The organism is Serratia inhibens, assembly GCF_003591175.1.
GTDB lineage: Bacteria > Pseudomonadota > Gammaproteobacteria > Enterobacterales > Enterobacteriaceae > Serratia > Serratia inhibens.
The window spans coordinates 139,824-151,668 of sequence record NZ_QYYG01000007.1; the positions used below are offsets into that span (position 1 = coordinate 139,824).

At 58.4% G+C, this 11,845-nt stretch carries 10 protein-coding genes; 4 read left to right on the forward strand and 6 right to left on the reverse strand.

Going from position 1 to position 11,845, the window contains the following annotated elements:
* Positions 1–20: 20 nt before the first annotated feature.
* Positions 21–299 (forward strand): ubiquinone biosynthesis accessory factor UbiK, encoded by a 279-nt coding sequence (gene ubiK / locus D4100_RS19500; protein ID WP_004948322.1) that lies wholly within the window; start codon positions 21–23, stop codon positions 297–299.
* 32 nt (positions 300–331) lie between these two features.
* Here ubiK and yjeH read toward each other — a convergent pair whose 3' ends face one another.
* From yjeH to D4100_RS19520, 4 genes are all read right to left on the reverse strand, one after another.
* The gene (yjeH, locus tag D4100_RS19505; RefSeq protein WP_006320579.1) at positions 332–1,582 is read right to left on the reverse strand and encodes an L-methionine/branched-chain amino acid transporter; all 1,251 of its coding nucleotides are present in this window, start codon (positions 1,580–1,582) and stop codon (positions 332–334) included.
* A 151-nt stretch (positions 1,583–1,733) separates the two neighbouring features.
* On the reverse strand, positions 1,734–3,164 hold the full coding sequence (gene hldE / locus D4100_RS19510; RefSeq protein WP_006320578.1) for a bifunctional D-glycero-beta-D-manno-heptose-7-phosphate kinase/D-glycero-beta-D-manno-heptose 1-phosphate adenylyltransferase HldE: 1,431 nt from the start codon (positions 3,162–3,164) through the stop codon (positions 1,734–1,736).
* A 93-nt stretch (positions 3,165–3,257) separates the two neighbouring features.
* On the reverse strand, positions 3,258–6,095 hold the full coding sequence (gene glnE, locus D4100_RS19515; RefSeq protein ID WP_006320577.1) for a bifunctional [glutamate--ammonia ligase]-adenylyl-L-tyrosine phosphorylase/[glutamate--ammonia-ligase] adenylyltransferase: 2,838 nt from the start codon (positions 6,093–6,095) through the stop codon (positions 3,258–3,260).
* A 45-nt stretch (positions 6,096–6,140) separates the two neighbouring features.
* The gene (locus tag D4100_RS19520; RefSeq protein ID WP_119805060.1) at positions 6,141–7,448 is read right to left on the reverse strand and encodes a CYTH domain-containing protein; all 1,308 of its coding nucleotides are present in this window, start codon (positions 7,446–7,448) and stop codon (positions 6,141–6,143) included.
* A 279-nt stretch (positions 7,449–7,727) separates the two neighbouring features.
* Here D4100_RS19520 and D4100_RS19525 point away from each other — a divergent pair, with 279 nt between their 5' ends.
* Positions 7,728–8,348: a TIGR04211 family SH3 domain-containing protein gene (locus D4100_RS19525; protein ID WP_006320575.1), complete on the forward strand. Its 621-nt coding sequence runs from the start codon at positions 7,728–7,730 to the stop codon at positions 8,346–8,348.
* Between the two features lie 121 nt (positions 8,349–8,469).
* Positions 8,470–9,714, forward strand: coding sequence for a multifunctional CCA addition/repair protein (locus D4100_RS19530; protein ID WP_119805061.1), 1,245 nt, complete (start codon positions 8,470–8,472; stop codon positions 9,712–9,714).
* A gap of 40 nt (positions 9,715–9,754) precedes the next feature.
* On the opposite strand, the gene bacA is transcribed toward D4100_RS19530, so the two are convergent.
* Positions 9,755–10,579 (reverse strand): undecaprenyl-diphosphate phosphatase, encoded by an 825-nt coding sequence (gene bacA / locus D4100_RS19535; protein WP_119805062.1) that lies wholly within the window; start codon positions 10,577–10,579, stop codon positions 9,755–9,757.
* A gap of 131 nt (positions 10,580–10,710) precedes the next feature.
* Positions 10,711–11,070 (reverse strand): bifunctional dihydroneopterin aldolase/7,8-dihydroneopterin epimerase, encoded by a 360-nt coding sequence (folB, locus tag D4100_RS19540; RefSeq protein ID WP_006320572.1) that lies wholly within the window; start codon positions 11,068–11,070, stop codon positions 10,711–10,713.
* Between the two features lie 107 nt (positions 11,071–11,177).
* Here folB and plsY point away from each other — a divergent pair, with 107 nt between their 5' ends.
* A complete protein-coding gene (gene plsY / locus D4100_RS19545) occupies positions 11,178–11,816 on the forward strand; it encodes a glycerol-3-phosphate 1-O-acyltransferase PlsY (protein WP_006320563.1) in 639 nt (212 codons plus the stop codon).
* Positions 11,817–11,845: the final 29 nt, after the last annotated feature.

An 11,845-nucleotide genomic window follows, 5' to 3' on the forward strand; every position in this document is an offset into this window, starting at 1 on the left:
AACTCTGAAAGGGATACGCCATGATTGACCCGAAAAAAATTGAACAGATCGCACGCCAGGTTCATGAGTCCATGCCTAAAGGCGTTCGTGAATTCGGGGAAGACGTCGAGAAGAAAATCCGTCAGGTGCTGCAGTCACAGCTCACTCGCCTGGATTTGGTCAACCGCGAAGAGTTCGACGTGCAAACCCAGGTGCTGCTGCGCACCCGAGAAAAACTGGCGTTACTGGAACAGCGTATGAGCGAGCTGGAAAGCAAGCTGAACGCAGCACCGGCAGCGCAACAGCCGGACGCCGAATAAGGCTTCACCAAGGGCGCGATACCGCGCCCTTATCAGGGTTCGATCGCCGCCCGCGGCCTGCGCGGTAGCACCAGCCAAATCAGCGCGAACATCCCCAGCGCATACAGACTTTTCCAGCCGATAATCACCATTAGCAACAGACACAGCACCAAACCTGTCGCCGCCATCAGCCGTGAGCGCCCGTGCAAAATTCGGCACCCCGCCAGCATGCACAGCAGATAAATCAGCACAAAAATGCCATTGGCATACACCAACAGCGTATCCAGCGGCAGCTTCAGCGTATAAATCAGCAAGGTGAACAGCAGGCAGCAGCCCACTACCGCGCTTAATGCGTTGACCGGCACCTGCCCGGCAGACAGTTTTGCCAGCGCACTGGACGGCCGCTCCTGTGCCTGCGACCACACCAGCCTGGCGAAGCTCTGCGTATAGATATTCACGCTGGCGAAACAGGCCAGATAACCAATGATGCAGGCCACCCACAGCGCATGCTGGCCAAACAATTGCACCACGATGCCGGGCAGCGACGCGGCGGCAGCCTGATGCTCGCCGTAAGCGTGGAAATGCAGCACCGCTACGGTGCAGCCCCAGTAGACAGCCCCGGCGACCAACATGCCAAGCAGCAACGCACGCGGAAAATCGCGCTCGGGGTTACGGAATTCCGTCGCCAAATGCGCGAACGCCTCCAGGCCGACAAAACACCAGAACATTACCGCCAGCGCATGGAACAGATTGGGGGGTGAAATTTCGTCTATCGCAGGCCAGGGAATTTGGGCGGGCGAGATATCGCCTCGCCACCAGATAGCGGCCACCAGCGCCACCACCAGAATGGCGATCAGCGTTTGAATATTGGCGCTGGAGCCCGCGCTGCGCGTCCCCAGTAGCCAAATCGCCACCAGCGTGGCGATCTGTACCAGCAGCAGGCCGTTGGCGCTCCAACCGAGCGTGGCCTGCCAGAACCCGGCGGCAATTTGCAAGGCGGCCGGCAGACCGACCGGGATCACCGACAGAAACAACCAGCCGGTGACCTTCGCCATGCGCGGGCCAAAGGCCATACCGACAAAGTGCGCAGCACCGCCGGCGCTGGGGAAGTGGCGCCCCAAAGCCGCAAAGGCGATGGCGATAGGGAATACCAACGCAATCAGCACCGGCCAGGCCCACAGGCTATCGCCCTGCGCCACCTGTGCCGCCAGTGCCGGGACGGCAAACACCCCGGTACCCAGCAACGAAGTGGACAATAACCCGACGCCCTGCGCCAACCCCAGCTCCTGCTTCAGTCCACTCACTGACCACCGCCATTTTATCCGTCATACTTCAAGCTGCATCCACGTTGGCTGCTCTTACTCACCCGGATCACTAACTCGTGTAAGCTCATCGGGACTCACTCGATTGCCGCCTTTATGCAACTCGAATTATTTAGGCTAAAAAAAGAAGATGTTAACCACGCCCGTCTTTGATTGCCTTGATGATGTTGGTGGTCGACAGGCCGTCTTCAAAGTTCAGTACCTTGACGTCGCCGCCGTTGGCCCACACCTCGGCACTGCCGGCGATCTCTTCAGGTTTGTAGTCACCGCCTTTCACCAGCAGATCCGGCAGGATGTCGGCGATCAAGCGCTGAGGCGTGTCTTCTTCAAACGGCACTACCCAGTCCACCGCTTCCAGCGCACCGAGCACGATCATGCGGTTTTCCAGCACGTTGACCGGACGGGTTTCACCTTTCAGACGTTTGGTGGAAGCATCGCTGTTCACCGCCACGATCAGACGATCGCCCATTTTGCGGGCATTGGCCAGATAGGAAACATGGCCGGCATGCAGAATGTCGAAGATGCCGTTGGTCATCACCACTTTCTCACCGCGCTGGCGGGCCTGCGCCACGGCTGTTTTCAACTGGGCTTCGGTCATCACGCCAAAGCCGGTTTCGGCACGGCCGCGCACTGCGTTTTCCAGTTCGATTGGCGAAACGGTCGAGGTCCCCAACTTGCCCACCACCACGCCGGCGGCGGCATTGGCCAGGAAACAGGATTCTTCCAGCGTATTACCGGCGGCCAGAGCGGCAGCCAGCACGCCAATCACGGTATCGCCGGCACCGGTCACGTCAAACACTTCCTGCGCCAACGTTGGCAGATGCAGCGGCGCAATGCCCGGTTGCAGCAGCGTCATGCCATGTTCGGAACGGGTAACCAGCAGCGCGGAAAGATCAAAATCCGCCACCAGCTTCATGCCGCGTTCAACCAGTTCGGCTTCGTCTTTGCAGTGGCCTACCACCGCCTCAAACTCGGACAGGTTTGGCGTCAGCAGCGTCGCGCCGCGATAGCGCTCAAAATCGGAGCCTTTTGGATCGATGAGTACCGGCACCTTGGCGGCGCGTGCCAGTTGGATCATGCTCTGCACCTGGCTCAATGCGCCTTTGGCGTAGTCAGACAGCACCAGCGCGCCAATGTGCGGCAGCGCCTGCTGGATGCGTTCCAGCATCGGCTGCGGATCGACGTTGGAAAAACCTTCTTCGAAATCGAGACGGATCAGTTGCTGATTACGCGACAGCACGCGCAGCTTGGTGATGGTCGGGTGCGTTGGCACCGAGACAAAATCGCAGCGCACGTTCACTTCGTTCAGCTTGGCGCTCAGCGCCCGCGCCGCGTCATCAATGCCGGTCAGGCCCACCAGGCGTGAGTTGGCGCCCAGCGAAGCAATGTTCATCGCCACGTTAGCCGCACCGCCCGGACGCTCTTCGATGGTATCAACCTTGACCACCGGCACCGGCGCTTCCGGTGAAATGCGGCTGGTCGGGCCATACCAATAGCGATCCAACATGACGTCACCCACCACCAATACCCCGGCGCGGCGAAAATCAGGCAGCGTAACTTTCATCCGATAACTCCAAAAAAGTCCAAAATTTTAGTGGCGCAGATATTACCACAGACGTCCGTAATACCTGCAAAACGTATTGCGCAACCGGCCTTGTCAACCCAGCCATTTCGCCCAACTGGCGCGTACCTGCTCACGTTCGGCGGCGAACAGCTCACTACCGACCTTGCCGGAATGCTCTTGCAACGCCAGGTGATGGATCTCATCGCGCATGGTGACGTAAGCCTGGGTCAGCGCGCGCGCTTCCTCTTCCGGCATGATGTCGTAATTGGCCATCAGCTCGAAAATGCGCACGTTATCCGACCAGCGCGTCAGGCGCGGCTCGGCGCTCGCATAGCCTAAGACCAGATACTGGGCAATAAATTCGATATCGGTGATGCCGCCCTCGTCGGCTTTGATATCAAACAATTCGCGCTGCTTGCTGCCGAGGTGATTGCGCATTTTCTCGCGCATCTCGCGCACCTCCTTCCGCAAGGTTTCAGGATCGCGCGGTTTGCACAGGATTTCGCGGCGGATGACGTCAAACTGTTGATGCAAAACCGGATCGCCGTGCACGATGCGTGCCCGCACCAGCGCCTGATGTTCCCAGGTCCAGGCCTCGTTCTGTTGATAATCGGCAAACGCCTCGACGGTGCTGACCAGCATACCGGCAGCGCCCGAAGGCCGCAGGCGAGCATCCACCTCATACAAAATACCGGACGAGGTGCGAGTGCCGAACAGGTGCATCACCCGCTGCGCCAGGCGCAGATAGAACTGGCGCCCATCAATGCAACGTTCGCCGTCAGTCATCACGTCCGGCGGGCAATCGAGGATAAACACCAGGTCCAGATCGGAACTGTAGCCCAGTTCCCAACCGCCCAATTTACCGTAACCAATCACCGCAAAACCACGCCCTTCCCGCTCTTGCAAATGGGTTGGCTGGCCATAGCGCGCCACCATGTCGCTCCATGCCTGCTGCACCACCACGTCGATGATCGCCTCTGCCAGATAGGTGAGGTGATCGCTGACTTTCATCACCGGCAGCGCGCCGGAGATATCCCCGGCGGCGATACGCAACTGCTGGGCCTGTTTGAACTGGCGCAACGCTTCCAGCTTTTGCTCTTCATCGTCTTCCGGCACCCGCAGCAGGTACTGGCGCAGCTCGCTGCGGTAGGCGTCCGGCGCCACCGGCTGATACAACGTCGCCGGTTCCAGCAGTTCATCCAGCAGCAGCGGGTAGCGCGACAGCTGATTGGCGACCATCGGCGAAGCGGCGCACAGGCGAATCAAATGGTTAAGCGCCGCGTGATACTCCACCAGCAGCTCAAGATAGGTAGTGCGGGTCACAATGCTCAGCAGCAGTTGCGTCAAACGCAGCAGCGCGGTCGGCGCATCCCGACGCGGGCACACCTCGGCCAACAAGCGCGGCATCAGTTGATCGAGCACATCGCGGCCGCGCGGGCCAATGGTGCGTTTGTCTACGTCATGGCGGAATTCGGCAATGATACGCAGCACCTGCCTGCGAGCGTCTTCATCCAGATGCGGGGTCAGCGGCGCCAGTTCGTTCTCTTCAAGCGCATCCTGCCACAGACTGTGATAGTGCTGATAATCGGGATCTTCGCCCACATCGGGGCTGTCATCGCCAATCAGGTCGTTAAATACCGCCCTTACTGCCTGCATGTGGGTTTCCAGCGTCGCCAGCAGCGCCGGCCAGTCGCTGAACCCCATGCCCCAGGCCAGACGCGCCTGATCGAGCTCATCCTGCGGCAGCGTTTGGGTCTGTTGATCGGCAATCGCCTGCAGCAGGTTTTCCAGCCGGCGCAGGAACAGATAGCTGGTGCTCAGCGCCTGCGCCTGTTGCGGCTCCAGCAGCCCCAGCTCCCCCACCGCTTGCAATGTCGGCAGCAGCGAACGCCCTTGCAGCATCGGCTCGCGCCCGCCGCGGATCAGCTGGAACACCTGGGTGATAAATTCAATTTCGCGAATGCCGCCGGCACCCAGTTTGATGTTGTCTTTCAAACCGCGTCGCCGCACTTCACGCGCGATCATGCCTTTCATGTTGCGCAGCGACTGGATCACGCTGAAATCGATGTAACGGCGGAACACGAACGGCCGCAGGGTTTTGCGCAACTCCTGGCTGTAAGCGTCTTCAGATCCGCCCATCAGCCGCGCTTTTACCATGGCGTAACGCTCCCAGTCACGGCCCTGCTCCTGATAATAATCTTCCAGCGCGGCAAAACTCATCACCAGAGGACCGCTGTCGCCGAAAGGCCGCAGCCGCATGTCCACGCGATAGACAAAGCCGTCAATGGTTTGCTGGTCCAGCGCTTTGATCAGCCGCTGCCCCAGACGGGTGAAGAACTGGGCGTTATCCAGCTCGCGCCGCCCGCCCTGGGTCTGGCCGTTTTCCGGGTAGGCGAAGATCAGATCGATATCGGACGAGAAGTTCAGTTCACCGCCGCCCAATTTCCCCATCCCGAGGATCAGCAGCGGCTGCGGAACGCCCTGTGCGTTGCAAGGCGTGCCCCACTCGCGGCAACAGGTTTGGTACAGCCAGTCGCGGGCGCTGACGATCAGCGTTTCCGCCAGCCTGCTCAGTTGCAGCAACGTTTCTTCCGTGCTGCACAGGTTCAGCGCCTGCGCCCAGGCGATCCTCACCAGCGTCTCGCGGCGGAACAGGCGCAACACGCGCATCAGTTGCGTTTCGTCACGCACCTCTTCCAGAGAGTCCTGCAACCAGGCGGCATAGTGTTGCCACTCATCCGCCACCGGCGGTTGCTTGCGCAGCGTCTCCAGCCATGCAGGCTGGTTGAGCAACATGTCGCTGACAAAGTCACTTGACGCTAAAACCCACTGTTCCTGACTGCTGAGTGCGCAATCCGCACCCTGAGTTTCCTGAAAACGCTGCACGATGTTCTGTGCCTGAGCCTGTAACGCGCACGAGAGTGGCAACATAGTGAATGATCCGTCCTGCGGCCTGCACCTCGCAGGCCGGCTTGATTAGCGGAGCGCGCCGTTTAACCAGAATGGCGCATGCGATAAGGCCTGCTTGCGGGTGGCCTCGTACCAACCCTGACGCCGTTCAGCCACCGCCAGCTGCAGCTCGCGCCAGCTTTCGATATACGGGCCGGTTTCGTCATCCGGATACGCGCCCGACAGCAGAATAAATGCCGAGACCTGGCGCGTCAGACGCGGCAGCTGTTCTTCATACTCGTCGTCATTGAGCGTGCGGGTGAAGGCTTCTTTCAACTCGGCGGCGCTGCGCCCAAGCATAATGTCGCTGAAACGTTTGAAAGAGCCGTCCAGCTTGGTCTGGGCTTTGGCATCGATAAACGGTCGCCAGGCGCCGGTCACCAGCCACGATGTGAGCGCCAACTTACATTGCAGGTATTCTGCGCTGTAGCACAGCACCTGCGGTTTGGTGGTCTTATCAACCAGCAGCGGCTCCAGCGCAGTCAGCCGGGTACGCAGATCGGCGCTGGCCTTGCGTGGCACCAGGCCGCCGAAGACCACCAGCGCCTGGCGGATCAGTGCAATCGCTTCCATTACCGAACGGCGGGCCAGGCCATCGCCGCGCAGCCACAGTTCTTCGTGATACTGCCAATGGCTCAGCCCCAGTTCAAAGCCGGCAACCATCCCTTGCTCAACGCTGGATTTGGCTGGTGGTTTCAATACCGCCAGAGGGTGGCGCTCGCGCGGGAGGTTGCCCTGCGCCAAATGATAACCGCGCGCCGCCTTGCTCAGGCTACTCTGACGCAGGCCGCCGTGTTCTGCCAGCGCGTTGGCCAACGCCAGCAAATCGGCGGTGTTGCCTTCTTTAAGCTCCAGCTCGATCTCGCACAGCGCTTCGTTCAGTTCATCCGCGCTCACTTCACCTTGGTCCAGACCAACCTCAATCTCGCTCTTACCGTAAGTGACCACCCACTTCTCACGCACGAAATCGGTGCGGAACAGCGGTTGCAGTTGCTGCTGCAACGCCTGGATGTCGCAGCCCTGTGGCCAGATATCCGTCGGGAACAAATCCAGCGCCAGTTCCGGCCTGGCGATCGCCACATTGTATTCCGGACGTTGGTGCAAACCTGCCACTACCTTGCCGGCGGTTTTGATGGTCATTTCGTAACTGTCGTCAAAACCGCGAATGCGCAGCCCCATATCATGGCTGCGCAAAAAATTGTCGGCGGTTTCGAAGTAAATATTGGTCAGCTTTTGCGGCGCCGAATGCTGATGCGGCCAGGCGGCCAGTTGCAGCGGCAAAGCGGCGACGGCATCCTGGGTGGCAATAAATTTCAATTCTATTTCAACGGTCATAAGTCTTTTACACCAATAAGTTACGCATTCGCGCCAGCCTTCACGGCGGCGGGCTCTGCCTGCCACGCTCTGCCCGATGACGCACAGTTGCCGTTATCTTACCGCGATTCCCGGCGCCTTAACCCTGCTAACTGCAGAAAAAACCTGTTACGTTATAAAACGCTGCGCAACTCACAGAATCTGCCACAGTAAGATAGTTCTCATTCCGGTTTTTGCGTTGCGTCGTCAGACTGAACGCTCTACTATCGTTCCATAAATTCACACAGAAACGATGAACTAATGCAGAAATTACGCCTAATTTGCCTTGCCGTGCTGAGCTTCAGCATCACTTGGGGCGCACATGCCGAAGATAAGCGCTATATCTCCGATGAATTGAGTACTTACGTCCACAGCGGCCCGGGTAATCAGTACCGTATCGTCGGTACTCTGAACGCCGGTGAAGAAGTCACCCTGTTGAGCGTAAATGACAGCACCAACTATGGCCAAATCCGCGATCCGAAAGGCCGCACTATCTGGATCCCGCTCGATCAGCTCAGCGAAACGCCAAGCCTGCGCACCCGCGTGCCTGCGCTGGAACAGCAGGTGAAAACCCTGACCGACAAGCTGGCCAATATCGACAACAGCTGGAACCAACGCACCGCGGAAATGCAGCAAAAAGTGGCTGCAAGCGACGGCACCATCAGCGGCCTGCAGCAGGAAAATCAAGATCTGAAAAATCAGCTGGTCGTAGCCCAGAAGAAGGTTAACGCGGTTAACCTGCAGCTCGACGACAAACAGCGCACCATTATCCTGCAGTGGTTCATGTACGGCGGCGGCGTCGCCGGCGTTGGCCTGCTGCTCGGCCTGCTGTTGCCACACCTGATCCCGCGTCGCAAGAACAGCAATCGCTGGATGAACTGATCTCAGTATCGTTCAGTTTGAGATTGGCGCCTGCGGGCGCCTTTTTTATTGGCTTCGGCACGGCCCGGCTAATTGAGGTAATCTGGTCAACAGAGTCCCAGAATCATGCAGGAGCATAATAGTGAAGATCTACCTGGTCGGCGGCGCCGTCCGCGACAGTTTGCTTGAGATACCGGTTTTCGACCGCGACTGGGTGGTGGTAGGCGCTGCGCCTGCAGAACTGCTGGCGCAGGGGTATCAACAGGTCGGTAAAGACTTCCCGGTGTTTCTCAACCCTGAGACCCATGAAGAATATGCGCTGGCGCGCACCGAGCGTAAATCCGGCCAGGGGTATACCGGTTTTACCTGCTACGCCGCACCGGACGTAACGCTGGAAGAAGATTTGCAGCGCCGCGATTTGACCATCAACGCCATCGCTCGCGGCAGCGACGGCGAGTTGATCGATCCTTTCCACGGCGTGGCCGATTTGCAAGCCCACGTGCTGCGCCACGTTTCCGATGCCTTCGGTGAAGATCCGCTGCGCGTGCTGCGCGTGGCCCGTTTTGCCGCCCGCTTTGCTCATCTGGGTTTTACCCTTGCCCCGGAAACCGCTGAGCTGATGCGCCAAATGGCCCACAGCGGTGAGTTGTCGGCGCTGACCGCCGAACGGGTATGGAAAGAAACCGAAAAAGCGCTGCAAAGCCAAAGCCCGCAAGTGTATTTCCAGGTCCTGCGCGACTGCGATGCGCTGACAGTGTTGTTCCCCGAGATTGACGCCCTGTTCGGCGTGCCGGCCCCGGCCAAATGGCACCCGGAGATCGACACCGGCATTCACACCCTGATGACGCTGGCTATCGCCGCCCAACTCAGCCCCGAAGTCGACGTACGCTTCGCGGCACTGTGCCACGATCTCGGTAAGGGGCTGACGCCGCAAGAACTCTGGCCACATCATCACGGTCACGGCCTGAGCGGCGTTAAGCTGGTCGAAGAACTATGCCAACGTTTACGGGTACCCAATCCGGTACGCGACTTGGCCAAGCTGGTGGCCGAAAACCATGATCTGATTCATACCGTCAACAAGCTGCGCCCGGAGACCCTGCTGAAGCTTTTCGATGCGATAGACGTCTGGCGTAAACCGCAGAGGCTGGAACAGATGATCCTGACCAGCGAGGCGGACGCACGCGGCCGTACCGGGTTTGAAAACAATCCTTATCCGCAGGGCGACTATTTGCGCCAGGCTTTCCAGGTGGCGAATGCCGTCTCGGTAAAAGAGGTCGTGGCCAGCGGCCTGCAGGGGCTGGCGATCCGCGATGAGCTCAAACGCCGCCGCCAGCAGATGCTGGCCGACTGGAAACTCACCCAGGACCTCCCTCTCGATCAGGCATAAAAAAACCCCGCAAAGCGGGGTTTTTCATTGACGCTGCCGCTTACATGAAGACCATGTAAACCACGGCGGCAACGATAAAGCGGTAAATAGCGAACGGCACAAACGAGATGCGCTTAATCAGCGACAGGAAGGTTTTGATCGCGATCAGTGCCACCACGAAAGCGGTCGCAAAACCGACGGCAAACATCGGCAGATCGCCCATCGTCAGGAAGTGCAGGCTCTTGTACAGATCCAGGCCGCTGGCGCCAATCATCATCGGCACCGCCAGAATAAAGGAGAACTCAGAAGCCGCATAACGGTTCACGCCCACCAACATGCCGCCGGCAATGGTGGAGCCTGAACGGGAGAAGCCTGGCCACAACGCCAGACACTGGAAACAACCGATCATAAACGCCTGACGGTAGGTGATGTCGTCCAGCCCTTCCGCACTCGGTTTTTTCGGCTTCAGCCATTCCGCCGCCAGCAGCAGCAAACCGCCGACCACCAATGCATACATCACGTTTTTTGGCGCGAACAGCGATTTAATGACGTCGTGGAACACCAAACCCAGCACCACCGCCGGGATCATCGCCAACAGGATATGGCCCAGCTTTAACCGCCCTGCGGTCTTGCCTTCGTGCTCCACCGGCTTGCCGCCAAAGTGAATGCCGATCAGGCCGAACAGACGGCGCCAGAACATCACCACCACCGCCAGAATCGATCCCAACTGAATAATGACTTCAAAGGTTTTGGCCTTGTCGCCGGTAAAGCCCAGCCACTCGCCCACAATAATCATGTGCCCGGTAGAGGATACCGGCAAGAATTCAGTTAACCCTTCGACCACCCCAAGAACAAACGCGATAAACAGTGAATGCATGTCCGCCATGTGTTTCGCTCACCCTATAAATTTGCGACTACCAACATAAAAAAGCGGCAGTGTTCAATACATTGCCGCTAAAACAATTCTCAGGTTCAGACCAGGTTAACGGTCTTTAGTTGCACGCGCATGACAGGAAGTCACACCGGCCGGGTGCCACGCTCAATAATGACCCCAACCCGGCTGGCGTGTGCAACTGCGCCCGGTTTGCTGACCTTAATACGGACCCACGGGGAATTGAAGCGCTGGAGTAAAATTTCAGATATTTCCTCTGCTACCCGCTCCACCAACGCAAAACGATTCGGCTCCACGTGCTGGATGATAGCTTCGCTGATATCGGCATAGCTAAGACAGTCGTTTACGTCGTCGCTGGCAGCAGCCTGGCGGTTGTCCCAGCCCATTTCGATATCGAACACCAGCTTCTGGCGAATGTTTTGTTCCCAATCATAAACGCCAATGGTAGTAATAACGGTAAGCTCTTCAATAAATACGATATCCATCACGTCATTCTCTGTTTTTGGCCTTGCCGGATACCACTTCCAGCGGAATATGCGTATTATCCATAGATGTTGCTAGTAAAACGACCATTATTAAACGGAACCGCGTTATGAGTGCTACCGCGCTTGGCATGATTATCTTCGCGTATCTGTGTGGCTCAGTTTCCAGTGCGATCCTGGTTTGTCGGATCGCCAGGCTGCCCGATCCGCGTGAACATGGCTCAGGGAATCCAGGGGCCACCAACGTCCTGCGCATCGGCGGTCGCCTGGCGGCGGCGGCGGTGCTGGTGTTCGATATTCTCAAGGGAATGCTGCCGGTTTGGCTGGCGTACAAGCTGGAGATACCGCCGCTGTATCTGGGCCTGACGGCGATCGCCGCCTGCCTGGGGCATATCTACCCGGTGTTCTTCCATTTCCGCGGCGGTAAAGGCGTGGCTACGGCCTTTGGTGCCATAGCGCCGATAGGCTGGGATCTTACCGGCCTGATGACCGGCACCTGGTTGCTGACCGTGCTGCTCAGCGGTTATTCCTCATTGGGCGCGATTGTCAGCGCCTTGATTGCCCCTTTTTACGTTTGGTGGTTCAAACCGCAGTTCACCTTCCCGGTGGCGATGCTGTCTTGCCTGATTTTGATGCGGCACCATGACAATATCCAACGCCTGTGGCGTGGGCAGGAAGGGAAAATCTGGGACAAGTTCCGCAAGAAAAAAGCGGATGCGGTGGAGCCGGAAGAGAAAAAACAAGAGTGATCAAAAAGGCCGGAAATCTCCGGCCTTTG